A 24819-nucleotide genomic window follows, 5' to 3' on the forward strand; every position below is an offset into this window, starting at 1 on the left:
ACCTTTTTATGGGCAAAAAAATGACCCGTCGGGTGCGGGTCGTAAAGGCAGGCTGGATAACCAGCCGTGCTCAGGGATAAAAGACCGACAGCCGAAATAAAGGGGAGAAGTGGCTGTCGGTTGCGCAGACGTTAAGCGGCGAACTCCTCCTCGCTGAAGGCCATCAGGCTGCTCTTGCCGGCCTGCACCTCGGCCAGCAGGCTGTCAGTTTCAGTCAGCACGCGTGCCATGTAGAAATCAGCTGACTTGAGCTTGGCACCATAGAAAGCGCTTTCGCTGCTGCCAGCGGCCAGCTTGTGCTGGGCAGTCAGCGCCATGCGCGACCAGAACCAGGCCAGGGTGGTCAGAGCAAACAGACGCAGGTAAGGCACGGATGCGGCGCCCGCCTGCTCCGGGTCCTTCATACCTTCAGTGGCGATCCACATCGTGGCCTGTTGCAGCTGCTTGAGCGCCTTGCCCACAGCCGCAGCATGCGGCGCGTCGGCATTGGCCTTGAGCCAGCCTTCGACCAGGGCGAAGTAGCTACGCACCGCGCGACCACCGCCCAGGGCCAGCTTGCGCCCGACCAGGTCGAGGGCCTGGATGCCGTTGGTGCCTTCGTAGATACGGGTGATGCGGCAATCGCGCACCAGTTGCTCGATGCCCCAGTCTTCGGTGAAGCCGGAGCCGCCGAGTACCTGCAGGCCATCGTTGGCGCAGTTGAAACCTTCATCGGTGAGGAACGCCTTGACCACCGGGGTCAGCAGTTGCACCAGATCGTCGGACTGCTGGCGTACCTGCGGATCTTCATGGTCATGGGCGACATCAAGGTGCATGCCGGTGAAATAAGCCAGAGCGCGGCAACCTTCGATCATCACCTTCTGCCGCAGCAGCATGCGCCGTACATCCGGGTGCACCAGGATCGGATCAGCGGGTTTGTCCGCCACTTTCGGGCCCGACAGCGAGCGACTCTGCAGGCGCTCTTTGGCGAAACCAAGGCTGACCTGGTAGGCACTCTCGGCAATCCCCAGCCCCTGCATACCGACCATCAGGCGCGCCGAGTTCATCATGGTGAACATGCACTTGAGGCCCTTGTTCGGCTCGCCGATCAGCCAGCCGCGAGCGCCCTCGAAGTTCATCACGCAGGTGGCCGAGCCCTTGATGCCCATCTTGTGTTCCAGACCGCCGCAGAACGCCGGGTTACGCGTACCGTCTTCGAGGAACTTGGGCACTAGGAACAGTGAGATGCCTTTGACGCTGTCCGGGGCATCCGGCAGCTTGGCCAGCACCAGGTGAGCGATGTTGTCGGCAAGGTCATGCTCGCCGCCGGTAATCCAGATCTTGGTGCCGCTGATGGCGTAGCTGCCATCGGCCTGGGGCAGTGCACGGGTGCGGATCAGGCCCAGGTCGGTGCCGCACTGCGGCTCGGTCAGACACATGGTGCCAGTCCACTCGCCACTGATCAGCTTGGGCAAGTACTGATCCTGCTGTTCACGGGTACCGTGTTCGGTCAACGCGTTGATAGCACCGTGGGTCAGGCCCGGGTACATGCCCAGCGACAGGTTGGCCGAGCAGACCATCTCTTCAACCATCATGTTCAGCACATGGGGCAGACCCTGGCCGCCGAACTCCGGAGCACAGGCCAGTGCGGTCCAGCCACCTTCGGCGAACTGCTTGTAGGCCGCCGGGAAGCCATCGGGGGTTTTCACCGCCTTGCTCTGCGGGTCGTACTGGCAGCCCTGTTTGTCGCCGGGGCCATTCAGTGGAGCGAGGACGTTTTCCGCCAGCTTGGCGGCCTCCTCGAGTATGGCGCCACCGAGATCGTTACCGAACTCGCGCTGACTGGGCAGCGACTGCAGGGTGGCATAAGCGTCGAGCACCTCGTCGAAAACGAAGCGCATATCACGTAAGGGAGCACGGTAAGCAGGCATTGATCTGAACCCTTAAGCTGTACAAGTAAATTTAATGTACAGCTTTTGTATAGCGACAAGCCTACACAGTGCAAGCTTTTTTCGGAAAATAGGCAAAATCAGACGACGCCCTACTCACTTGTGTCGTTAGCTGTACAAGGGGGAAATGTTTTTAACGGCTATTTCGGATCGCCCGCAGGGGGCGCCATGGGCGCCAGAAAACTCGTAGAGAGTTCCCGGTGCGCACGAAAAAGCGCGCTGGCTGTGTGGGCAGGAGGAATGTCAGCCCCGCAAAGATCCTGAAGACGTTCTCAGGTATCCAGATGACCGGCGAGGAATTGCTGCAGGCGCTGGTGCATCAGACGCCCTTCATTGCCCAGACAGGCAATCGGCGAGCCGCTGAGCTCTTCCTCGACCAGTTCGGAGGCATCGCCGGCCAGCAGCAGCGGACAGGGCAACGCCAGAGCTAGACGACTGAGCTGACGCGGCAGATCGTCTGCCGGTGGCTGGTTGGAGAACAGCACCAGCGCCTGGGGCTGCACCTTCTCGCAGACCAGCGCCAGCTCCTCCAACGGCTGGCCCAACGCCAGCACCTGCACCCGGCCTTCGGCACCACCGAGCAACAGGCCGGCCACCAGCAGTTCCAGCTCACGGCAATGCCCCGGCAAGGCCGACAACAGCACAGCGCCCTGCCCGCTGGCAGCCAGTTGCAGGCGCTGTAAGGCGCGAGCACGGAGGAAGGCATCGAGGAACAGCCAGGCACTGGTCTGGCCGTAATCGTCACGGTGCAGCAGCAACTCCTGCCACAGCGGCACGAAGATATCCTGGAACACCACCAGCAACGGGTAGGTGGAGAAAATCTGGCCGTACAGGCGCTCCAGCTGCACGCCATCGAATGCCGCCACGGCGCTACGGATACGCGCCTGCCACTCGCCCCACTCGCTGGCGGTGACCTCGACATAGACCGGTGTCGGCATCTTGATCGCGCTGCTGCGGGCGAGAATCTTGCCGACCTTGCTCACCGATACGCCACGCTCGATCCAGGCGAGGATGCTGCGTACCGATTCGATGTCCGCCGCCGAATACAGGCGATGGCCACTGTCGGTGCGGGTCGGCTGGATCAACCCATAGCGTCGCTCCCAGGCACGCAAGGTAACCGGGTGGACCCCGGTAAGCCGCGAAACCTCACGAATGGGAAACAACTCCTCCTGTTGCAGGGAGTCGGAGACAAGAGCAGCGCCAGCGCGTTCGGTCATGGAAGGAATCGCCGAAAGAGAATGCCCGCAGTGTACCTCAGGCAAGGCCCAGGCCTGAAATGCCCAGGCCACATGTGCTACAGAGCCTGCACCACAAGCCGCTGACGAGCAAACCGCTGGCGTAATCGAGAAAAACCGGAATAATCGCGTCTGTCATTATGCGCAGTGCCATCACCCCGGCGCTGCGGGATGCGCCTGCCCTATCCGGGCCGGCGTTCGCTGCAAGGAGATACACAATGTCTGCTGATCCCGTCACCCTGATGGTGGCCCGTCGCGTCCATCGCGAACGCTTCCCCGAATTCCGCACCTGGCTGCATGAAGGCCAGTTGCTCGCTGCCGATTTTGCGGGCTACCTGGGATCAGGTGTATTGGCGCCACCACCAGGCGACGACGAATTCCAGATCGTCTTCCGCTTCGCCGATCAGACCACGCTCGCCGCCTGGGAACACTCGGCATCGCGCCGGGCCTGGCTGCAACGCGGCAGCGGACTGTTCGCCGACCCGCAGGAGCGGCGTATCCAGGGCCTCGACGCCTGGTTCGGCCACAGCCTTCGCCAACCGCCACGCTGGAAGCAAAGCGTGGCCATCTGGCTGGCGTTCTTCCCCGTATCGCTGGGCTTCAATCTGCTATTGGGTGGCTGGCTAGACGACCTGTCGCTGACCTTGCGCGTGCTGCTCAGCACCCTGGCGTTGACGCCCCTTATGACTTACTGGTTCATCCCGCTCTCGACCCGTTTGCTCGCCCCCTGGCTGCACGCGCGCAAAGCGTCTGCGCCCACAGACTCGGCCCTGCAGGTGCACTGAGAACCTGCTTACGATCTCCTGACTCGCGGCCATACCGCGTTAAAAACAGCCTCGGCAAGCCGCTTGCGGCTAACGCGCTTCAGCGCGGCCCGAAGGGTGAGTGAAACGAGTCATGCTCATTTACAGCCCGTAAACTCCGCTTGCTCGGCCGTTAATGTCGCAGACACATCTATCTACACAAGCTGTACAGAATCCGAAAAGCTGTACACGAGAAGCCGCAGGGGAATTTCGATATAAGCAATTAAATTGCTTAAATATCATATAGATATGCTTATTTAAGTCAGCAAAACGGATTCCCACAGACTGCGCATGGTTGTACAAAGCCAGTGCCTGGTATAAGTTTGTCCTGTCATCGGCAGTTTAGGGCACAGGTCCTGGCTGCCACTTCATCCTCCTGTATGCGAGGCATCCATGAGCGGTTCCGCCGCCCCCATTCTGCTCACCGGTGCCAGCCAGCGTCTTGGCCTGCACTGTGCGCTGCGCCTGCTCGAAAGCGGGCAAACAGTGATTGTCAGCTACCGCAGCGAACGCCCCGGCCTTGATCAGCTGCGTGAGCGCGGCGCACTGACCCTGCAGGCCGACTTCGCCAGCGAAACCGGCATCATGGCTTTCATCGAAACCCTGAAAAGCCACACCGACAACCTGCGCGCGATTGTGCACAACGCTTCCGACTGGCTGACTGAGACGCCCGGCAACGAAGCCGCAGTGTTCCAGCAGATGGTCAATGTGCATATGCTCGCGCCGTACCTGATCAACCTGCATTGCGAACCGTTGCTGCGCCGCAGCACGCCGGCCGACATCATTCATATCAGCGATGATGTGGTGCGCGCCGGCAGCGCCAAGCGCCCGGCCTACTGCGCCAGCAAGGCTGGCCTGGACAGCCTGACCCTGTCCTTCGCCGCGCGCTTCGCCCCGGCAATCAAGGTCAACGGCATTGCTCCCGCACTGATCCAGTTCAACGAAGGCGATGACGCGGCCTACCGCGCCAAGCGCCTGGCCGAATCAGCGCTGGGTATCGAACCCGGCGCCGAGGTCATCTACCAGAGCTTGCGCTACTTGCTCGACAACCCCTATGTCACCGGCACAACGCTTGCCGTCAATGGCGGTCGCCACCTCGTTTGAGGGGCACCGCGAGGGCTTTATATGAATCCGCAACTGCCGCAGCACTATCGTGAAATTCTTATTGGCGTGGGCGAAAACCCCGAGCGCGAGGGCCTGCTCGATACGCCCAAGCGTGCCGCCAAGGCCATGCAGTACCTTTGCCATGGCTATCAGCAGTCGCTCGATGAGATCGTCAACGGTGCGCTGTTCGCCTCCGATAACGACGAGATGGTGATCGTCCGCGACATCGAGTTGTACTCGCTGTGCGAGCACCACCTGCTGCCCTTCATCGGCAAGGCGCATGTCGCTTACATCCCCACCGGCAAAGTGCTCGGCCTGTCGAAGGTGGCGCGCATTGTCGACATGTACGCGCGGCGCCTGCAGATCCAGGAGAACCTGACCAAGCAGATCGCCGACGCCATTCAGAGCGTGACCCATGCAGCCGGCGTGGCCGTGGTGATCGAGGCCAAGCACATGTGCATGATGATGCGCGGGGTGGAAAAGCAGAACTCGGTAATGAGCAGCTCGGTTATGCTGGGTGCCTTCCGCGAGTCCTGCAACACTCGCCAGGAATTCCTGCAACTGATCGGACGGAGCAAGTAAATGCCACGCCTGGACCCCGGCATGGCGCGTATCCGCGTCAAGGATCTGCGCCTGCGTACCTATATCGGCATCAAGGAAGAGGAAATCCTCAACAAACAGGATGTGCTGATCAATCTGACCATCCTCTACCCGGCCGACGAGGCGGTGCGTGACAACGACATCGACCACGCGCTGAACTACCGCACCATTACCAAGGCGGTGATCCGTCATGTCGAGGAAAACCGCTTCGCCCTGCTCGAACGCCTGACCCAGGAAATCCTCGATCTGGTGATGAGCAACTCGGCTGTGCACTACGCCGAAGTGGAAGTCGACAAACTGCACGCCCTGCGCTTCGCCGAATCGGTGTCGATCACCCTCGCCGCCCAGCGCTGAGTCCAAACGCCCGCAGCCAGAGCGGCGGCGGGCGTTGCCGGGCCTGTTCCGGCCTTCTATCATCTGCGCCTCCATCGTCGCCCGGGAGCCCGCCATGACTGAACAACAACGCCTCGAACTCGAAGCCGCCGCCTTTCGCACCTTGGTCCAGCACCTGCGTTCGCGTCCCGATGTACAGAACATAGACCTGATGAACCTGGCCGGTTTCTGCCGCAACTGCCTGTCCAAATGGTACAAGGCCGCCGCCGACGACCTCGAAGTGGACGTCAGCGTCGAACAGGCCCGCGAAGAAATCTACGGCATGCCGTATGCCGAGTGGAAAGCCAAATACCAGAAAGAAGCCAGCGCCGCACAGCAGGCCACCTTCGCCAAGGGAAAGCACTGATGAACCTGCAAGACTTCCGCGCCCGCCTGCACAGCGAGCAGTTCCTGTTTGCCGAAACCCTGGCTTTTATCGCCGCGCACTACGACTACCAGCCCAGCGCCTTTCGCAACGGCAACGTGGACAACGCCAGCGGCCAGAATGAAGGCTCCTGCAAGACCCTCGGTCTGGCCCTGCTCGAAGGTTTGAGCCTGGAAGAAACCCTGCGTGCCTTCGGCGAGCACTACCGCGCCGTGCTGGCCAACCCGGACGGCAGCGACCACGGCAATATTCGCGCACTGCAGGACACTGGTCTGCCCGGTGTGCATTTCGAGCAGCAGCCGCTCACGCGCAAGGCCTGAGCTGCGCAAAAAGTTGCCTAACTGTCGGCTTTGGCTGACAGACAGCCTCTAAAAAGCCTCGTATCCTGCCGCCATCTGAGCGTCGGGTGCCTTCAGTAAGGTCGTCAGCAGGATGCTGACGCGAGGCCCCGGCCCTTGAGCCGTGGAGTGCAAGGATGCAACAAAGTCTGGTCTGGAAACCCTGGAGCAACCCGGGCGTCGAGCACCTCAGCCTGGATATCGACAGCCACGGCATCAATGCCAGCAGCCACCTGATGCAGAGTATTCGTGGCAACAGCATTGCTGCCACCTACGTGCTCAAATGCGATGTGCGCTGGCGCTTCCGCCGCCTCTGGCTGAAAGTCGACAACCAGGGCCAGCGCAGTCTCGATCTGCGTCGCGACATCCGCGGCCACTGGTTCCTCAACGGCGAACTGCGTGAGGATCTCGCCCACTGCCAGCAGGTCATGCTTTCCGCCTCGCCCTTTACCCACACCCCTGCCCTGCAACGCTGCGCCCTGGAAGTTGGCGAAAGCGAACAGCTGGACGTCGCCTACGTCGATCTGCTCAGCCTGCGCGTGGAGGCGCGCAGCCAGCGCTACCAGTACCTGCGCCAGAGCGACGGCCAGGCGCTGTACCGCAGCGAAGCGGAAGGCCATGCCGCCAGCGAACTGCTGGTCGACCAGGACGCCCTGCTGATGCGCTCCAGTGCGGAATACCTGCGCATCAGCTCGCGCACCCTGAGCCTGAATACCCTGGTATGAAAAAGCCCCGCGATTGCGGGGCTTTTTCATACCGGCTGAGAACGCTTAGAAGGCGTCCAGATACCGCTCTACATCCAGCGCTGCCATGCAGCCGGCACCGGCCGAGGTGATGGCCTGGCGGTAGACATGGTCGGCCACGTCGCCCGCGGCAAACACGCCGGGCACGTTGGTGGCGGTGGCATTGCCATCGCGCCCGCCATTGACCACCAGGTAACCGTCCTTGAGCGCCAGCTGGCCCTCGAACAGCGAGGTGTTCGGCGTGTGACCAATGGCCACGAACAGACCATCGACGGTCAGCTCTGCACTGCTGCCATCGTTGTTGCGCAGGCGCACGCCGGTGACCCCAAGGTCGTTGCCCAGCACTTCATCGACTTCAGCATTCAGCTTGAGCACGATCTTGCCTTCGGCCACCCGCGCCCGCAGCTTGTCCTGCAGGATCTTCTCGGCGCGGAACGTCTCGCGGCGATGCACCAGGGTCACCTTGCTGGCGATGTTCGCCAGGTACAGCGCCTCCTCCACCGCCGTGTTACCACCACCGACCACCGCTACTTCACGATTACGGTAGAAGAAACCGTCGCAGGTGGCGCAGGCGGACACGCCCTTGCCCATGAACAGCTCTTCGGACGGCAGCCCCAGGTAACGGGCGCTGGCACCCGTGGCGATGATCAGCGCATCGCAGCTGTAGGTGGCATTGTCGCCGCGCAGGGTGAAGGGCTTGCCGGCCAGGTCCACCGCATTGATATGGTCGAAGACAATCTCGGTCTCGAAGCGCTCGGCATGCTCCTGCATGCGCTGCATCAGCGCCGGGCCGGTCAGTCCGTGCGGGTCGCCCGGCCAGTTGTCGACTTCGGTGGTGGTGGTCAACTGACCACCGGCCTGCATGCCAGTGATCAGCAAGGGCTTGAGATTGGCCCGTGCGGCATACACCGCAGCGCTGTAGCCGGCCGGGCCGGAGCCGAGAATGATCACGCGGGAATGACGAATGGCGGACATGGACAACTCCAGGTTAATAAAAGAGGGGCCAGCCAAAGCACTTGGGGGAAGGCTTGAATGAAGCGGACAGCCCCTGGAAACGCAACTGGGGCCAGCCTACGCAGTCAGATAGATAGGCGAAAATTTCGTTTCTCAATGCCGGCGATAGGGCCTGGCTATGTGACCCGGAGCCGTATCCATGCATAGCTATACTCAGCCTCACTACCTAGCCCTGGCAGTAGACCCGCCATGACTCTGCGCAAACGTCTGTTCTGGCTGTTTGGCCCCCTGCTTGTGCTAGTCCTGAGCAGCGCCTTCGTGCTCTCGCAGCAGCTCATCCTCACGCGCTTCGACCGCCAGGACAGCGCCCTGCTGGACACCGAGGCCAAGCGCCTGCGCAACCTGCTGGACGACAACCTCAAGCGCAACCTCGACTTGGTCAATGGTTATGGTGAGTGGGATGACAGCTACGAATTCATGCAGGGCGGCAACCCGGACTTCATCCGCAGCAACATGGACACCGAAGCCATGCGCCTGTCGAATTTCGACTTCATGGTCTTTCTCGACATGCAGGATCAGGTCTACGCCGAACAGTGGGTGCCACCCGATCTTCCGGAGCTGCTGGTACTCGGCGACCGGCGCCCAGAGAACCACCTCAGCCTGCGCGACGACATCCTCAACCTGGGCAAACGCCTGAAGCAGAACGGCAGCAGCAACCTTAAAGGACAATTCGTGCGGGTGCAGGGTGTGCCCGTGGTGTTGGCCATGAGTGCGATCAGCAACAGCGAAGGTAGCCTGGCGCCACTTGGCACCCTGATCGCCGGTTACTTCATCGATGGCGAACGCGCCGAGCAACTGCAAAGCCGGGTCAATGCCGTGCTGCGCCTGCTGCCACCAGACGGCATGCCGACCGACTGGCAGCTGCTACCTGCGCCCGGCAACGGTCTCAATCCGGTGCATATCAGCCCACGCCGACTGCTGGATTCTGAACACCAGCAGCGGCTGCTGTTGTTCAGCAACAGCCTAGGCGAACCCGAGCTGCTGCTGGAGCTGACCAAGGATCGGCGCCTCTACCAGGATGGCCGACAGACCATCGCCATCTTCCTGTTGCTGAGCAGCGCCATCGGCCTGCTCGCCTGGCTGCTGATCTATCTGGGCCTGGAACACTGGATCCTGTACCGGGTGTCGCGCATGCACCGTGAGATGGCCGCCATCGGTCCGGACTCCCCGCATCAGCGCCTCAGCGATAGCGGTCGCGATGAGCTCGGCCAGCTGGCCGGCGAAGCCAACCGCATGCTCGAGCGCCTGGAACAGAGCGAAGTGCGTGACCGGCAGATTCTCGATGCGATCCAGGACGGCTACTTCGAGCTGGATCCCACCGGCGTCATCCTGGCGGTCAACCGCGCGCTCTGCCAGATGCTCGGCTACAGCGCCGAGGAGCTGCTGCAGCACAGGTTCGATAACGTCCTCAATGCCGAAGATAGCCAGCGTGCCCGCCAGTTGTTCACCCAGGCCCGTGACAGTGGCGAGAATGCCACCTTCGCCGCACCCTTCTGCCGCCGCGATGGCAGCCTTGGCTACTACGAAACGCGCTTCTCCCTGGTCCACGACAGCCAGGGTCGTTTCAGTGGTTTTCGCGGCATCCTGCGCGACATCAGCGCCCAGGTGGCGTACCAGAATCAGCTGCTCGATATGGCCTACCGCGACCCGCTGACCGGCCTGGGCAACCGCAAGGCTTTTGCCGAACACCTGAAAAACGCCCTGGAACAGGCCCAGCGCCAGCAAGGCCAGCTGGCCCTGCTGTATCTCGACCTCGACCGTTTCAAGGAGGTCAACGACCGCTTCGGCCACGACACCGGCGATGCCCTGCTGCAGAAGATCGCCGAGCGACTGCGCAATGCCATGCGCCAGCCGGATCGGGTCTATCGCCTGGGTGGCGACGAGTTCACCCTGCTGCTGCAGGACGCCAGCCGCGAGATGGCGCTCAAGCTCGCTGAACGCCTGCTCACCGCCCTCGGCACACCGCTGCAGCTGGGCGCGCAGCACATCGACTTTGTTACACCGAGTATCGGCATCGCTCTCTACCCCGAGCACGCACAAGACCCGGAGGGCCTGATCAAGTCAGCCGACAGCGCCATGTACGAGGCCAAGCGCGAGCGCAACCGGGCCTGCGTCTACCAGCCCGAAGCGCTTTCTTCAGAGTCGTAAAATCGGTAAGGTCGGCGCGTTAATCAGCCTACCGGAGCTTCACCATGCTCAAACCCGCCTTGTCTGGCCCGCAGTATCTGGGCGAAGGCCTGAAACTGATACTGAGCCCCGGCTTGCGCCTGTTCGTATTGCTGCCGCTGACGATCAATCTGCTGCTGTTCATCGGCCTGATCGTGCTGGCCATGCAGCAGTTCGGCGGCTGGGTCGACACCTTCATGCCCAACCTGCCGGACTGGCTGAGCTTCCTCGAATACCTGATCTGGCCGCTGTTCGTGCTGCTGGTCCTGGTGATCATGTTCTTCAGCTTCACCCTGCTGGCCAATATCATCGCCGCACCGTTCAACGGCTTCCTCGCGGAAAAGGTAGAAGTGGTGGTACGTGGCCGCGATGACTTCCCGCCGTTCAGCTGGAACGAGCTGCTGGCCATGATGCCGCGCACCATCGGCCGCGAGCTGCGCAAGCTGGCCTACTTCCTGCCACGCGCCATTCCCCTGCTGATCCTCACCTTCGTGCCGGTACTCAACCTGATCGCCGCCCCGCTGTGGATTCTCTTCGGCATCTGGATGATGGCCGTGCAGTACATCGACTACCCCTGCGACAATAACAAGGTCAGCTGGGACGACATGCTCGCCTGGCTCCGTGAGAAACGCTGGCAGAGCCTGGGCTTTGGCGGTGCGGTGTATGTGGCGCTGCTGATTCCCTTCTTCAACATCCTGGTAATGCCCGCAGCGGTAGCCGGCGCCACACTGTTCTGGGTGCGTGAGCGCGGCGCAGTGGACATCGTCGCGCAGTAACCCCCGCTGCATCCGCGTTGCATGGCAGCCGACAGGCTCGCTGCCATGTCCCTCTGCTCTATCGCCCCCCCCTGAGACTCACCTCCGCGCATTGATGGTCTAGGCTGAAAGCTGTCATCGAAGGAGGTGCGTCGCCATGCCACTCGAGATCGAGTCTGACGACAGCAAAGGCAAGGAAACCAAGCTGTTCCTGTTCCTTGTGGTTTGCCTGTTTCCCATCCTGTCCGTGGTCGTCGTCGGCGGCTTCGGTTTCATCATTTGGATGTACCAGCTGATTGTTGGTCCACCCGGCCCTCCCGTGTAGCGCTCGCCCCAAGAGTTAACTGCCAGGAGTCCAGGCCCGTGCCAGACAGCATCCAGATTGCCAGCCTGATCGTGCATGCCCAACCCGCGCTGATGACAGCGGTGAAGGCCAACCTGCGCCGCCTGCCCGGCCTCGAACTGCATCAGGAAAGCCCCCAGGGCAAGCTGGTCGTGGTGCTCGAGGCGGAAGACGAGGCACAGATTCTCGCCACCCTCGACGCCATCCAGAACCTGCCCGGCGTGCTCAACGCCGCCTTGGTCTACCACGAAGTCCTCGAAGAACTGGACTCCCCCGCCCAGCCGTGAAGGGCACCGCATCGGAGATGCCTGATGAAACTCAGCAGACGTGAATTCGCCAAGGCCAACGCCGCCGCCATCGCCGCGGCCGCCGTCGGCCTGCCGATCTTCAGCAGCGCCAGCAACCTGATCACCGAGGCGGACATGACCCGCCTGGACTGGAACAAGGCGCCCTGCCGCTTCTGCGGCACCGGCTGCAGCGTGATGGTCGCCACCCGCGACGGCAAGGTGGTGGCCACCCACGGCGACATCAAGGCCGAGGTCAACCGCGGCATCAACTGCGTGAAGGGTTACTTCCTGTCGAAGATCATGTACGGCAGCGACCGCCTGACGGAGCCGCTGCTGCGCATGAAGAACGGCCAGTACGACAAGCAGGGCGAGTTCCAGGCCATCAGCTGGGACCAGGCCTTCGACATCATGGCCGAGAAGTTCAAGACTGCGATAAAGACCAAGGGGCCCGAATCGGTCGGCATGTTCGGCTCCGGGCAGTGGACGATCTGGGAAGGCTACGCGGCCAACAAACTGATGAAGGCCGGCCTGCGCTCCAACAACATCGACCCCAACGCCCGCCACTGCATGGCCTCGGCGGTGATGGGCTTCATGCGCACCTTCGGCATGGACGAGCCGATGGGCTGCTACGACGACATCGAGGCCACCGACACCTTCGTGCTCTGGGGCTCGAACATGGCCGAGATGCACCCGGTGCTGTGGTCGCGGGTCACCGACCGCCGACTCAGCGCGCCGCAGGTCAAGGTCGCCGTGCTGTCCACCTTCGAGCACCGCAGCTTCGACCTGGCCGACATCCCCATGGTGTTCAAGCCGCAGACCGACCTGATCATCCTCAACTACATCGCCAACCACATCATCCAGAGCGGTTCAGTAAACAAGGAGTTCATCGGCAAGCACGTCAAGTTCGCCCACGGCGCCGAGGACATCGGCTACGGCCTGCGTCCCACCCACCCGTTGGAGCAGAAGGCGAAAAACGCCGACAAGGCCAACACCTGGACCGATATCTCCTTCGCCCAGTTCGCCGACTACGTCAAACCCTACACCCTGGAGCGCGCGGCCAAGGAATCCGGGGTCAGCGCCGAGCGCCTGCAGAAGCTCGCCGAGATGTATGCCGACCCCAAGCGCAAGGTCATGTCGTTCTGGACCATGGGCTTCAACCAGCACACTCGCGGGGTGTGGGCCAACAACCTGATCTACAACATCCACCTGCTCACCGGGAAGATCAGCGAGCCGGGCAACAGCCCCTTCTCCCTCACCGGCCAGCCGTCCGCCTGCGGCACCGCGCGCGAGGTCGGCACCTTCTCCCACCGCCTGCCGGCCGACCTGCTGGTGGCCAACCCGAAACACCGCGCCACCGCCGAGAAGATCTGGAAGCTGCCGGCCGGCACCATCCAGGAAAAGCCTGGCTTCCACGCCGTGCAGCAGAGCCGCATGCTCAAGGACGGCGTGCTCAACGTGTACTGGACCCAGGTCAGCAACAATATGCAGGCCGGGCCGAACATCATGGGCGAGGTGCTGCCGGGCTGGCGCAACCCGGACAATTTCGTGATCGTCTCCGACGTCTACCCCACCGTCTCGGCCCAGGCCGCCGACCTGATCCTGCCCAGCGCCATGTGGGTGGAGAAGGAAGGCGCCTATGGCAACGCCGAGCGGCGCACCCAGTTCTGGCATCAGTTGGTCAAGGCGCCTGGCGAGGCGCGCTCCGACCTGTGGCAGCTGGTCGAGTTCTCCAAGCGTTTCACCACCGACGAGGTGTGGCCGGCCGAGCTGCTGGCCAAGGCCCCGGAGCTGAAGGGCAAGACCCTGTTCGAGGTGCTGTACCAGAACGGCCAGGTCGATGCCTATGGCAACGACGAGATCGCCGAGGGCTACGCCAACGAGGAGGCCAAGGCGTTCGGCTTCTATATCCAGAAGGGCCTGTTCGAGGAGTACGCCGCCTTCGGCCGTGGCCACGGCCATGACCTGGCACCGTTCGACGCCTACCACGAGGCACGCGGCCTGCGCTGGCCAGTGGTGGATGGCCAGGAAACCCGCTGGCGCTACCGCGAGGGCCACGACCCCTATGTGGCCAAGGGCAGCGGCGTGCAGTTCTACGGCTATCCGGACAAGAAGGCGATCATCTTCGCCCTGCCCTACGAACCGCCAGCCGAGGCGCCGGACCAGGAATTCCCGTTCTGGCTGAGCACCGGCCGCGTGCTCGAACACTGGCACACCGGCAGCATGACCGCGCGGGTGCCCGAGCTGTACAAGGCGGTGCCCGACGCTTTGGTGTACATGCACCCCGACGACGCCCAGCAGCTCAAGCTGCGCCGCGGCAGCGAGGTGAAAGTGATCAGCCGGCGCGGCGAGATGCGCGCCCGGGTCGAGACCCGCGGGCGCAACAAGCCACCGCAGGGCCTGGTGTTCGTGCCGTTCTTCGATGCCAACAAGCTGATCAACAAGGTCACCCTGGACGCCACCGACCCGATTTCCAAGCAGACCGACTACAAGAAGTGCGCGGTGCGCATCGAACTGGTCAGCCTGGCCTGAGGAGACAGCCATGAAACGCATCACTGCCGCGCTCCTGGCCCTGTTGTGCAGCCTGCCGCTGCTGGCCGACGACCTCGCCTACCCGCTCAACGCCCCAGCACCGGACGGGCGCCGGCCCGGCGGCACCATCGCCGACGAACTGCCAACCCCGGTGCTGCCCAGCGACGAGAACAAGGACCAGCGCCGCGAGCGCAACTACCCCGAGCAGCCACCGACCATCCCGCACAGCATTCGCGGCTACCTGGTCGACATCAACGCCAACAAGTGCCTGACCTGCCACAGCCGGGCCAGTAGCGCACGCACCCAGGCGCCGATGATCAGCATCACCCACTACATGGATCGCGATGGTCAGGCCCTGGCCGCAGTGGCGCCACGGCGCTACTTCTGCACCCAGTGCCATGTGCCGCAGAAGGAGGTGCAGCCGCTGGTCGGCAATACCTTCGAGACCATCGACCAGATACTGCAGCGTCAGTCAGCCGAGCAGCCCTGAAGGAGGCGATATGAAAACATTGATCGCCTGGCTGCTGAGCTACTGGCGTGTCCTGCGCAAACCCAGCGTGCACTACAGCCTGGGCTTTCTGACCCTGTCCGGCTTCGTCGCTGGCATCATCTTCTGGGGCGGCTTCAACACCGCCTTGGAGGCCACCAACACCGAGGCGTTCTGCATCTCCTGCCACGAGATGCGCGACAACGTGTACGTCGAGCTGAAGGACACCATCCACTACACCAACCGCTCCGGCGTGCGCGCCACCTGTCCGGACTGCCACGTGCCGCACCAGTGGACCGACAAGATTGCGCGCAAGATGCAGGCCTCCAAGGAGGTCTGGGGCAAGATCTTTGGCACCATCGACACCCGCGACAAGTTTCTCGCCCTGCGCCGCGAACTGGCCGAGCACGAATGGGCCCGGCTCAAGGCCAACGACTCGCTGGAGTGCCGCAACTGCCACAACTTCGAGTTCATGGACTTCACCCGCCAGGGCCAGCGCGCCCGGCAGATGCACTCCACCGCGTTGGCCGCCGGCGAGGCCACCTGCATCGATTGCCACAAGGGCATCGCCCACCACCTGCCGGACATGAGCGGAGTGAAAGGCTGGGAGTGACGGCGCCTGGGCCGTCATGCGCCGGTCACCCAACCGTCATATCAACGACATGGCGCCGCCGGAAACTGGCGCCATGACTGTCACAAGCCTGCATATCGCTCTCGTCAGCGAAACCTTCCCGCCGGAAATCAACGGCGTGGCCAATACCCTCGGACGCCTGTGCCAGGGCCTGCGCGAGCGCGGCCATCGGCTGCAGCTGATCCGCCCACGGCAAAGCGAGGACCAGCAACGGCGCAGCGACGACGATCTGCTGCTGACACGCGGCTGGCCGCTACCCGGCTATAACGGCCTACAGTGGGGACAGTCGGCGCTGAACAAGCTGCTGCGCCGCTGGCAGCACAACCGCCCGGACGTGCTGTATGTCGCAACTGAAGGGCCGCTGGGGCTGTCCGCCATCCGTGCGGCCAGGCGCCTGGGCATCCCGGTGGTCAGCGGCTTTCATACCAACTTCCAGCAATACAGCGGGCACTACGGCCTGGGCCTGCTGGCCCGCCTGCTCACCCACTACCTGCGCTGGTTTCACAACCGCACCAGCACCACCCTGGTCCCCAGCGCCAGCCAGAGTCTGGAACTGCAACGGCGTGGTTTCGAGCGCCTGCAACTGCTCGCCCGCGGGGTCGACAGCCAGCTGTTCCACCCGGCCCGGCGCTCGGCCGAACTGCGCGCCAGCTGGGGCCTGCACGACGATGACATCGCCATACTGCATGTCGGCCGCCTGGCGCCGGAAAAGAACCTGGCCTTGCTGCAACGCAGCTTCCTGGCCCTGCAGTCACGCTATCCGCAGCAGCGCCTGCAACTGGTACTGGTCGGCGATGGCCCGCAGCGCGCCGAGTTGCAGAACGCCCTGCCGGACGCCATTTTCTGCGGCCTGCAACGTGGCGAAGAACTGGCCGCGCACTATGCCAGCGGCGACCTGTTCCTCTTCCCCAGCCTATCGGAAACCTTCGGCAACGTGGTGCTCGAAGCGCTGGCCTCAGGCCTGGCCGTGGTCGCCTTCGACCAGGCCGCAGCGGCCCAGCACATCCGCCACGGACACAGTGGCGCGCTGGCCATGCCCGGTGACGAGCAAGGCTTCATCGACGCCGCCCACTGGCTGCTGGAAGACCGCGAAAGCCTGCGCCGGGTGCGCCTCAATGCTCGCCAGCACGCCAGCCGGCAAGGCTGGGCGGCGATCGTCGAGCAGTTCGAAGGTCATCTGCTGCAGGCGCGGCTTTCCTAGGAGCGGCTGCAGCCGCGATGCGTGCACGGCAAACGGCATCGCGGATAAATCTGCTCCCACAAAGCCCATGCCGCCAACCGACAGGCATAAAAAAGCCCCGGTGTGCCGGGGCTCGAAGGGTGCACCGGCAAGCCGGCGCACAGGGGTAACACGGGCTGATCAGACAAGTTGCTTGAGGGCTTCACGACTGAACGGCAGGATGTCCTGCTCACGGTTGTCGCGCACCTTCACCGCCCAGTCCGGGTCGACCAGCAGGGCACGGCCCACGGCCACCAGATCGAACTCCTGCTTGTTCAGGCGCTCCAGCAGGTTCTCCAGGCTGGCCGGCTCGGCGACCTTGTCGGTGTTGACCATGAACTGCAGGAACTCGCCGTCCAGGCCGACGCTGCCCACAGTGATGGTCGGCTTGCCGGTCAGCTGACGGGTCCAGCCGGCCAGGTTGAGGTCGGAACCTTCGAACTCCGGCTCCCAGAAGCGGCGGGTCGAGCAGTGGAAGATATCCACGCCGGCGTCGGACAGCGGCTTGAGGAAGGCCCCCAGCTCTTCCGGGGTCTGTACCAGACGCGCGGTGTAGTCCTGCTGCTTCCACTGGGAGAAGCGGAAGATGATCGGGAAGTCCGGGCCTACGGCGGCGCGCACGGCCTGGATCAGCTCGATGGCGAAACGCGAACGCTGGGCCAGGTCGCCACCGTATTCGTCGCTGCGCTGGTTGCTGCCAGCCCAGAAGAACTGGTCGACCAGGTAGCCGTGGGCGCCGTGGATTTCCACGCCGTCCATGCCGATGGCCTGGGCGTCACGGGCGGCCTGGGCAAAGGCGGCGATGACTTCGTCGATGTCGCCCTTGGTCATGCCATGCACGACCACGTTGCCGTCCTTCACCTTCTCGCTCGGGCCGTAGCCCGGCACGCTGGCGTCCGGCTCGGTGCCCAGCTTGCGCACGTTACCCACGTGCCACAGCTGCGGGACGATCTTGCCGCCTTCAGCGTGTACCGCATCAACCACCTGCTTCCAGCCGGCTAGTGCGTCGGCGCCATAGAAGCGCGGCACGTGCGGGTAACCGTTGGCGGCCTTGTGACCGACGGTGGTGCCTTCGGTGACGATCAGGCCAACACCGCCAGCGGCGCGGCGACGGTAGTACTCGACAACCTGGGCATTGGGCACACCGCCTGGGGAGAAGGAACGGGTCATCGGCGCCATCACCACGCGGGTCGGCAATTCCAGATTGCCCAGGCGGAAGGATTGGAACAGGGCTTGTACGGGGGCGGTCATGGGAGCTCCTCAAGCCGGTCGGTCGACCGGTCGTCTCGTTAATCGGGTGTTAAAAAATCAGGGCTGCAGCAGCAGCTCCAGACGGGTGATAAAGGCATCCAGGGCTTGCGTGCTGCGGCCGACCTTGAGTCGCGCCAGCACACCCTGCCAGGCGTTGGCGATAAAGCTGGCGAGGTTGGCGCAGTCTTCCTCGGCATGCAGCTCGCCGGCCTGACGGGCCTGTTCCAGGCAGCGCTGGAGGATGTCCACCGAAGCCTGCTGAATCGCTTCGACCTGCGCGCCGATGGCCGGCAGCAGCTCGCTCATCTCGAAACTCAGGCTGCCGATGAAGCAGTGGTATTCGGCTTTTTCCTGGCGCAGGAAGTGCGCCTGCAGCTCGCGGTAGTAGGCCAGGATGCGCGCTCGCGGGCTCAGCTCGGGGTTGCCCAGGGCTTCGGCATAGCGCTGCAGGCGCGGCTGGTAGACGAACTCCAGGGCCTGCAGGGCGAAGTCTTCCTTGCTGGCGAAGTAGTGGTAGAAGGAACCCTTGGGGATGCCCGCGGCCTGGACGATTTCCTGCACCCCGGTGCCGTGGTAGCCGCGGCGGGTCATTACCGCCGAGCCCTTGGCCAGGATCAGGTCACGCTTGTCGAATCGAATGCTGGTGTTCATGACGGCGAGCATATGACCGGTCGTCTCGCCTCGCCCAGCACTATTGATTCTGGTGATTTAGCCCCAGAAGCCGGCAGCGTTTTGATCACCGCGCCGGCCTGGCTCCTACAAATATGGGCGGCGGCGGTGCTTACAGCCAGGTCACCTGCTGTTCAAGGGGAAAGCGCAGGCGCGGGTTGTACACGCCCTTCTCGCCCTGGCGGCCCACGGCCAGCAGCATGATCGGAATGGCCTGGCGCGGGATGTCCAACACCTTGCGCAGGCGCACCTCGTCAAAGCCCTCCATTGGGCAGGTCGCAAAACCGTGACTCTGGAAGGCCAGCATCAGGTTCTCGGCCGCCAGGGCGGTGGACTTTACCGCCCAGATGCGCATGTCGGCCTTGCTGTTGGGTTTGCGCATCAGCGGCTTGCGCAGCGCGGCCAGGCGCACCAACTGGCGCTTGAACAGGCCGAAAAGGCCCAGCGGGCCTTGGTTGTACTGAAACGGCGCAGTCTTGGCGTAGAAGCTGCGGATGCGCAGCGGCACCTCGGCTTCGGGCCAGTAGTCGACAATGTTCCGGCAGGCCTGGCGCCAGGTATCCGGGCGCGCCAGCACGGCGATGATCAGCGGCGCCTTGGCCGCGTTTTGACTCATGCACACCGGGTGCAGGTGTGCCAGCAGTGCCGGATCGCGGATCACCTGGAAGCTCCAGGGCTGCAGGTTGCAGGAATTGGGCGCGAGCACGGCCAGCTCCAGGCAGTCGCGAATCACCGCCTCGGGCACCGCCTCGCTGGTGAAGCGACGCACCGCGCGGCGGCTCTCGATCAGCGCACGCAAAGCCGCCGGCGAAGCATGGGCCACGGCATCATCCTGGGGAAAACTGGTCATCGCACTGCTCCTCGGCAAGTCAGCCGATTAAGCAGGGCGACGCTGCGCTCGACAAGCCGTACGGGGGAAACAGCCGGAGCATTGGCGCATTTGCCCGCTATTGGGCAAATGCGTCCGGGTGCATCAGCCCAGGGCTTTCTCGATGGCCTGCAGCAGCGCCGGATCATCTGGCGTGGTGCGCGGGGAGAAACGCGCCAGCACGCGGCCATCGCGGCCGACCAGGAATTTTTCGAAGTTCCAGGTGATGTCGCCAGGGAACTCGGCACCCTCGCCCGCCAGCAGTCGGTACAGCGGGTGACGGCCGGGGCCGTTGACCTCCAGCTTGCTGCCCAGGGGGAAGGTCACGCCGTAGGTGAGGCTGCAGAATGTGCGGATTTCCTCTTCAGTGCCCGGTTCCTGGCCGGCGAACTGGTTGCACGGCAGGCCCAGCACGGTAAAGCCGCGCTCACGGTACTGCTGGTAGAGGGTTTCCAGGGCGGCGTATTGCGGGGTCAGGCCACACTTGGAGGCGACATTGACCACCAGCACCAGTTGGCCTTTGTAAGGCGCAAGGGGCAGATCCTGGCCATCCAGCGCACGCAGATTGAGGTCGTGAAAGGCACTCATGAATAACTCCTTGAGAATGCAAGATATTCTGCGCAGAGGACAAAAAAGGCGCCCGCGGGCGCCTTTTCCGTTCACTCAGCGTAGCAGCCGCGACCACCGTTGGAACGACCATAAGTCGATTTACGGGGTCATCAATCAGGCTGCCAATAAGAGCTGAAACACGATCTTGCGGGTCAGAGCGAACGGCAGATCGTGAACAGTTCTTAGTGGTGATGACCACCTTCGCCGTGGATATGACCGTGAGCCAGCTCTTCGGCCAGGGCCTCGCGAACGCTGACCACTTTGACCTGGAAGTGCAGGCGCTGACCGGCCAGCGGGTGGTTGCCGTCGACGATCACGTCGTCGCCGTCGAGGTCACGGATGGTGACAATCTGCATGCCGCCGTCCGGCCCGGAGGCGTGGAACTGCATGCCCACTTCCAGCTCGTCGACACCCTCGAACATGCTGCGGTTGAGGGTAGCCACCAGCTCGGCGCTGTATTCGCCATAGGCATCTACCGGCTCGATGGCCACCTTCAGCTCGTCGCCGGCCTGCTTGCCTTCGAGGGCCTTTTCCAGGCCGATGATGATATTGCCAGCACCGTGCAGGTACGCCAGCGGCGCGCCACCGGCGGAGCTGTCGATCACCTCACCGGCATCGTTGGTCAGGGTATAGTCGATGGAGACTGCCTTGTTAGCGGCGATCAGCATGAGGTGGGACCTTTTGCAAAAGATTGAAGAACGCGCGAGTTTACCTGTCGGCTCGGTCGAATGCGACCAGAAGCCGGACGGACGGAACGCTCAGCCCAGTCAACTGCTGGGCTTCCATCAGGATGAAGAAGGTCACTGGGTGGCCGAGCTGTCCTGTGGGCATACTCAGCACCTGCGCCACCAGCCGCCCTGGCAGAACCGTGACTGGGTGACAGATGCCCAGCAGCGCCAGCAACGCATCGGCCAGCCGTTCGCCTGTGGCTGGTGCCAGGCCGAGCTGGAAGGTAGAGCCTACAAGGCGCCGACAACGAGTAAGGAGTAGTCATGCCGGCACGCAACATTCTGGTAATCAACTGCGGCAGTTCGTCGATCAAATTCGCCCTGATCAACGAAGCCCAACCCGACTTCATCCTCAGCGGCCTGGCCGAACGACTGGGCAGCCCGGAAGCGGTGCTGCACTGGCAGCATGCCGACAACAAGGACAGCCTGCTGCTGCAGGGCGGCGATCACCGCGCCGCCCTCGCCCAGCTACTGCCGCTGGTGCAGAGTGCCGCTGGTGGCCAGCTGCATGGCATCGGCCATCGCGTGGTACATGGCGGCGAGCAGTTCACCAGCGCCTGTCTGATTGACCCGCTCAGCCTGCTGGCGATCCGCGCCACCGCGCCGCTGGCGCCACTGCACAACCCAGCCAATCTGCTGGGTATCGAGGCCGCGCTCAAGCTGTTCCCCGAGCTGCCGCAGGTCGCGGTATTCGACACTGCCTTCCACCAGAGCCTGCCCGAACATGCCTTCCGCTACGCCGTACCGGAGGCGCTGTACCGCGAGCACGGCGTGCGCCGCTATGGCTTCCACGGCACCAGCCACCGTTTCGTCAGCCAGCGCGCGGCCGAGATGAGTGGCCTGGACTTTGCCGACAGCAGCTGGCTGTCGGCGCACCTGGGCAATGGCTGTTCGACCTGCGCCATCGTCAATGGTCAGAGCCGCGACACCAGCATGGGCCTGACCCCGCTGGAAGGCCTGGTGATGGGCACCCGCAGCGGCGATGTCGACCCCAATCTGCATGGTCACCTGGCGCGCACCCTGGGCTGGAGCCTGGAACGCATCGACAGCCTGCTGAACAAGGAAAGCGGCCTGCTTGGCCTGTCCGGCCTGTCCAACGACATGCGCAGCCTGGAGCAGGCACGCGCCGAGGGGCATGCCGGCGCGACACTGGCCATCGAGGTGTTTTGCTACCGCCTGGCCAAGTCTCTGGCCGCCATGAGCTGCGCTCTGCCACGGCTGGACGGGCTGATCTTCACCGGTGGCATCGGCGAGAACTCGCCGTTGATCCGCAGCAAGACGCTGGCGCACCTAAGACTGTTCAATCTCGCCCTCGATGAAACGGCTAACGCCGCCTGCATCCGTGGCGCCGCCGGGCCGATCCACAGCCCAGGCAGCCCGCGCGTACTGGTCGTACCGACCAACGAGGAGCGACAGATCGCTCTCGACACCCTGGCCCTGCTCAACGAATAAAGCGCAGGAGCGAGCTCTGCTCGCGAATCGAATACCGCAAGCGATCAACGCGAACGCCTACCAGGACGAAGAAACCATGCATACCTTCTTCATCGCCCCCACCGGCTTCGGTGTCGGCCTCACCTCCATCAGCCTCGGCCTGGTCCGCGCCCTGGAACGCGACGGCCTGAAGGTCGGTTTCTTCAAGCCAATCGCCCAGCCACACCCGGGCGATGAAGGCCCGGAACGTTCCACCGAACTGATCGCCCGCACCCTCGGTCTGAAGCCGCCCAAGCCGCTCGAGCTGGCACGGGTCGAACACATGCTCGGCGACGGTCACCTGGATGACCTGCTGGAAGAAATCGTCAGCCTCTACCAGCAGGCCAGCGAGGGCATGGACGTGCTGATCGTCGAGGGCATGGTGCCCACCCGCCACGCCAGCTACGCGGCACGCATCAACGTGCACCTGGCGCGCAGCCTGGATGCTGAGATCATCCTGGTCTCCGCACCGGAAGGTGATTCGGCCCAGGCCATGACCGAGCTGTCCGACCGCATCGAGATCCAGGCCCAGCTGTTCGGCGGGCCGCAGGAGCCGAAAGTGCTCGGCGCCATCCTTAACAAGGTGCGCGGCGAAAACTTCGCCACGCGTCTGCAGGAGCTTTCGCCGCTGTTGAAGACCGAGCAGTTCCGCCTGCTCGGCTGCATTCCCTGGCAAGACGAACTGAATGCCGCACGCACCCGCGACATCGCCGAACTGCTCGGTGCACGGGTGCTGAATGCCGGCGACTACGAGCAGCGCCGGGTAGCCAAGATCGTTCTCTGCGCCCGCGCCGTGCCCAACACCGTGCAACTGCTGACGCCTGGCGTGCTGGTAGTGACCCCGGGCGATCGCGACGACATCATCCTCGCTGCCAGCCTGGCCGCGATGAATGGCGTGCCGCTGGCCGGCTTGCTGCTGTGCAGCGACTTCGCCCCGGACCCACGCATCATGGAGCTGTGCCGCGGCGCCCTGGCCAGTGGCCTGCCGGTGCTCAGCGTGAGCACCGGTTCCTACGACACGGCAACCAATCTCAACCGGCTGAACAAGGAAATCCCCATCGACGACCGCGAGCGCGCGGAGAAGGTCACCGAGTTCGTCGCCAGCCATATCGACCATGACTGGCTCAAGCAGCGCTGCGGCACCCCGCGCGAGGCGCGCATGTCGCCACCGGCGTTCCGCTACCAGCTGATGCGCCGCGCCCAGGCGGCAAACAAGCGCATCGTCCTGCCCGAAGGCAGTGAGCCGCGCACCGTGCAGGCCGCCGCCATCTGCCAGGCACGCGGCATCGCCCGCTGCGTGCTGCTGGCCAAGCCGGAAGCGGTGCAGGCGGTGGCCAAGGCCCAGGGCATCGAGTTGCCGCCTGGGCTGGAAATCCTCGATCCGGATCTCATCCGCGAGCGCTATGTCGGGCCGATGGTCGAGCTGCGCAAGAGCAAGGGCCTCAACGCGCCGATGGCCACTGCCCAGCTGGAAGACACCGTGGTGATGGGCACCATGATGCTGGCACTGGACGAGGTCGACGGCCTGGTATCCGGCGCTATCCACACCACCGCCAACACCATTCGCCCGGCGCTGCAGCTGATCAAAACCGCGCCCGGTTACAACCTGGTGTCCTCGGTGTTCTTCATGCTGCTGCCGGATCAGGTGCTGGTGTATGGCGACTGCGCGGTCAACCCCGACCCGAACGCGGCTGAACTGGCCGAGATCGCCCTGCAGAGCGCCGCTTCCGCCGAAGCCTTCGGCGTCGCCGCGCGGGTGGCGATGATCAGCTACTCCACCGGTGATTCCGGCAGTGGCGCCGAGGTGGAGAAAGTCCGCGAAGCCACCCGCCTGGCTCGCGAACAGAACCCGCAGCTACTGATCGACGGCCCGTTGCAGTACGACGCTGCCGCCATTGCCAGCGTCGGCCTGCAGAAGGCGCCGAACAGCCCGGTAGCCGGGCGCGCCACGGTGTTCATCTTCCCCGACCTGAACACTGGCAACACCACCTACAAGGCGGTGCAACGCAGTGCCGACTGCGTCAGCGTGGGGCCGATGCTGCAGGGCCTGCGCAAGCCGGTAAATGACCTGTCGCGCGGTGCCCTGGTCGACGACATCGTCTACACCATCGCCCTCACCGCCATCCAGGCCGCGGCCAGGGAGGCATAGGCCAACGTAGCCCGAATGCAATCCGGGGTAAGCCCACACCGAGAACTCCCCGGATTGCATCCAGGCTACGAAAGCGCTGCTTGCGTTAGAATTCGTCCCGTCTGAATACGGTGAAATGCGCCGGGTCGATTGACCC

26 protein-coding genes are annotated in these 24819 nt (G+C 63.6%); 18 read left to right on the plus strand and 8 right to left on the minus strand.

The genetic code is table 11. The features are described from left to right. Positions 1 to 131: 131 nt before the first annotated feature. Positions 132 to 1910, minus strand: a complete 1779-nt coding sequence (locus H3H45_RS11795; protein ID WP_182833946.1) for an acyl-CoA dehydrogenase C-terminal domain-containing protein — start codon at positions 1908 to 1910, stop codon at positions 132 to 134. A 290-nt stretch (positions 1911 to 2200) separates the two neighbouring features. Next, complete coding sequence (locus H3H45_RS11800; RefSeq protein WP_182833947.1) at positions 2201 to 3145, minus strand: MerR family transcriptional regulator; 945 nt, start codon at positions 3143 to 3145, stop codon at positions 2201 to 2203. Positions 3146 to 3381: 236 nt separating this feature from the next. Between H3H45_RS11800 and H3H45_RS11805 the strand changes: the two genes are divergently transcribed. The 7 genes from H3H45_RS11805 to H3H45_RS11835 all read left to right on the plus strand — a co-directional run bounded on the left by H3H45_RS11805 (position 3382) and on the right by H3H45_RS11835 (position 7490). Next, on the plus strand, positions 3382 to 3948 hold the full coding sequence (locus tag H3H45_RS11805; RefSeq protein ID WP_182833948.1) for an antibiotic biosynthesis monooxygenase: 567 nt from the start codon (positions 3382 to 3384) through the stop codon (positions 3946 to 3948). A 411-nt stretch (positions 3949 to 4359) separates the two neighbouring features. Further along, complete coding sequence (gene folM, locus H3H45_RS11810; protein WP_182833949.1) at positions 4360 to 5070, plus strand: dihydromonapterin reductase; 711 nt, start codon at positions 4360 to 4362, stop codon at positions 5068 to 5070. 21 nt (positions 5071 to 5091) lie between these two features. Then, entirely contained in the window at positions 5092 to 5652 is a 561-nt protein-coding gene (gene folE / locus H3H45_RS11815) for a GTP cyclohydrolase I FolE (RefSeq protein ID WP_173204259.1), read from the plus strand. Then, positions 5653 to 6024: a dihydroneopterin triphosphate 2'-epimerase gene (folX, locus tag H3H45_RS11820; RefSeq protein ID WP_182833950.1), complete on the plus strand. Its 372-nt coding sequence runs from the start codon at positions 5653 to 5655 to the stop codon at positions 6022 to 6024. It abuts the gene before it with no gap. 94 nt (positions 6025 to 6118) lie between these two features. Then, on the plus strand, positions 6119 to 6409 hold the full coding sequence (locus tag H3H45_RS11825; protein WP_182833951.1) for a DUF1244 domain-containing protein: 291 nt from the start codon (positions 6119 to 6121) through the stop codon (positions 6407 to 6409). Beyond that, the gene (locus H3H45_RS11830) at positions 6409 to 6747 is read left to right on the plus strand and encodes a HopJ type III effector protein (protein ID WP_182833952.1); all 339 of its coding nucleotides are present in this window, start codon (positions 6409 to 6411) and stop codon (positions 6745 to 6747) included. Before H3H45_RS11825 ends, H3H45_RS11830 begins: the two co-directional genes overlap by 1 nt. Before the next feature lie 155 nt (positions 6748 to 6902). Further along, positions 6903 to 7490 carry a putative glycolipid-binding domain-containing protein gene (locus H3H45_RS11835; protein WP_182833953.1) on the plus strand — a complete coding sequence of 196 codons (588 nt, stop codon included), beginning with the start codon at positions 6903 to 6905 and terminating at the stop codon, positions 7488 to 7490. A gap of 45 nt (positions 7491 to 7535) precedes the next feature. Here H3H45_RS11835 and trxB read toward each other — a convergent pair whose 3' ends face one another. After that, positions 7536 to 8483: a thioredoxin-disulfide reductase gene (gene trxB, locus H3H45_RS11840; RefSeq protein WP_182833954.1), complete on the minus strand. Its 948-nt coding sequence runs from the start codon at positions 8481 to 8483 to the stop codon at positions 7536 to 7538. A 228-nt stretch (positions 8484 to 8711) separates the two neighbouring features. On the opposite strand from trxB, the gene H3H45_RS11845 reads away from it, so the two are divergent. The 8 genes from H3H45_RS11845 (at position 8712) to H3H45_RS11880 (ending at position 16921) form a co-directional block, all read left to right on the plus strand. After that, positions 8712 to 10670, plus strand: coding sequence for a sensor domain-containing diguanylate cyclase (locus H3H45_RS11845; RefSeq protein WP_182833955.1), 1959 nt, complete (start codon positions 8712 to 8714; stop codon positions 10668 to 10670). A 44-nt stretch (positions 10671 to 10714) separates the two neighbouring features. Then, on the plus strand, positions 10715 to 11464 hold the full coding sequence (cysZ, locus tag H3H45_RS11850) for a sulfate transporter CysZ (protein WP_182833956.1): 750 nt from the start codon (positions 10715 to 10717) through the stop codon (positions 11462 to 11464). A gap of 136 nt (positions 11465 to 11600) precedes the next feature. Beyond that, positions 11601 to 11768 (plus strand): periplasmic nitrate reductase, NapE protein, encoded by a 168-nt coding sequence (gene napE / locus H3H45_RS11855; protein ID WP_182833957.1) that lies wholly within the window; start codon positions 11601 to 11603, stop codon positions 11766 to 11768. Between the two features lie 38 nt (positions 11769 to 11806). Further along, a complete protein-coding gene (locus H3H45_RS11860) occupies positions 11807 to 12073 on the plus strand; it encodes a chaperone NapD (protein ID WP_182833958.1) in 267 nt (88 codons plus the stop codon). A 24-nt stretch (positions 12074 to 12097) separates the two neighbouring features. Then, complete coding sequence (gene napA, locus H3H45_RS11865) at positions 12098 to 14602, plus strand: nitrate reductase catalytic subunit NapA (protein WP_182833959.1); 2505 nt, start codon at positions 12098 to 12100, stop codon at positions 14600 to 14602. Between the two features lie 10 nt (positions 14603 to 14612). Further along, positions 14613 to 15092 carry a nitrate reductase cytochrome c-type subunit gene (locus H3H45_RS11870; RefSeq protein WP_182833960.1) on the plus strand — a complete coding sequence of 160 codons (480 nt, stop codon included), beginning with the start codon at positions 14613 to 14615 and terminating at the stop codon, positions 15090 to 15092. 10 nt (positions 15093 to 15102) lie between these two features. Then, positions 15103 to 15702 carry a cytochrome c3 family protein gene (locus tag H3H45_RS11875; protein WP_182833961.1) on the plus strand — a complete coding sequence of 200 codons (600 nt, stop codon included), beginning with the start codon at positions 15103 to 15105 and terminating at the stop codon, positions 15700 to 15702. Positions 15703 to 15751: 49 nt separating this feature from the next. Then, a complete protein-coding gene (locus H3H45_RS11880; protein ID WP_182834536.1) occupies positions 15752 to 16921 on the plus strand; it encodes a glycosyltransferase family 4 protein in 1170 nt (389 codons plus the stop codon). Between the two features lie 159 nt (positions 16922 to 17080). Here H3H45_RS11880 and H3H45_RS11885 read toward each other — a convergent pair whose 3' ends face one another. The 5 genes from H3H45_RS11885 to H3H45_RS11905 form a co-directional block, all read right to left on the minus strand. Then, positions 17081 to 18190, minus strand: a complete 1110-nt coding sequence (locus H3H45_RS11885; protein ID WP_182833962.1) for an NADH:flavin oxidoreductase — start codon at positions 18188 to 18190, stop codon at positions 17081 to 17083. 57 nt (positions 18191 to 18247) lie between these two features. Further along, complete coding sequence (locus tag H3H45_RS11890) at positions 18248 to 18841, minus strand: TetR/AcrR family transcriptional regulator (RefSeq protein ID WP_456237033.1); 594 nt, start codon at positions 18839 to 18841, stop codon at positions 18248 to 18250. A gap of 130 nt (positions 18842 to 18971) precedes the next feature. Continuing rightward, complete coding sequence (locus tag H3H45_RS11895) at positions 18972 to 19709, minus strand: nitroreductase family protein (protein WP_182833964.1); 738 nt, start codon at positions 19707 to 19709, stop codon at positions 18972 to 18974. Positions 19710 to 19832: 123 nt separating this feature from the next. Next, positions 19833 to 20315, minus strand: coding sequence for a glutathione peroxidase (locus tag H3H45_RS11900; protein ID WP_182833965.1), 483 nt, complete (start codon positions 20313 to 20315; stop codon positions 19833 to 19835). Positions 20316 to 20518: 203 nt separating this feature from the next. Next, the gene (locus H3H45_RS11905; RefSeq protein WP_182833966.1) at positions 20519 to 21004 is read right to left on the minus strand and encodes an FKBP-type peptidyl-prolyl cis-trans isomerase; all 486 of its coding nucleotides are present in this window, start codon (positions 21002 to 21004) and stop codon (positions 20519 to 20521) included. Between H3H45_RS11905 and H3H45_RS11910 the strand changes: the two genes are divergently transcribed. The 3 genes from H3H45_RS11910 to pta all read left to right on the plus strand — a co-directional run bounded on the left by H3H45_RS11910 (position 20973) and on the right by pta (position 24683). Beyond that, positions 20973 to 21326, plus strand: coding sequence for a DUF3565 domain-containing protein (locus H3H45_RS11910; protein ID WP_182833967.1), 354 nt, complete (start codon positions 20973 to 20975; stop codon positions 21324 to 21326). The two genes, H3H45_RS11905 and H3H45_RS11910, sit on opposite strands and share 32 nt — an antisense overlap. A 2-nt stretch (positions 21327 to 21328) precedes the next feature. Then, positions 21329 to 22516 (plus strand): acetate kinase, encoded by a 1188-nt coding sequence (locus H3H45_RS11915; RefSeq protein ID WP_182833968.1) that lies wholly within the window; start codon positions 21329 to 21331, stop codon positions 22514 to 22516. Between the two features lie 76 nt (positions 22517 to 22592). Then, complete coding sequence (pta, locus tag H3H45_RS11920; protein ID WP_182833969.1) at positions 22593 to 24683, plus strand: phosphate acetyltransferase; 2091 nt, start codon at positions 22593 to 22595, stop codon at positions 24681 to 24683. Positions 24684 to 24819: the final 136 nt, after the last annotated feature.

The organism is Aquipseudomonas guryensis (genome assembly GCF_014164785.1).
Classification (GTDB): domain Bacteria; phylum Pseudomonadota; class Gammaproteobacteria; order Pseudomonadales; family Pseudomonadaceae; genus Aquipseudomonas; species Aquipseudomonas guryensis.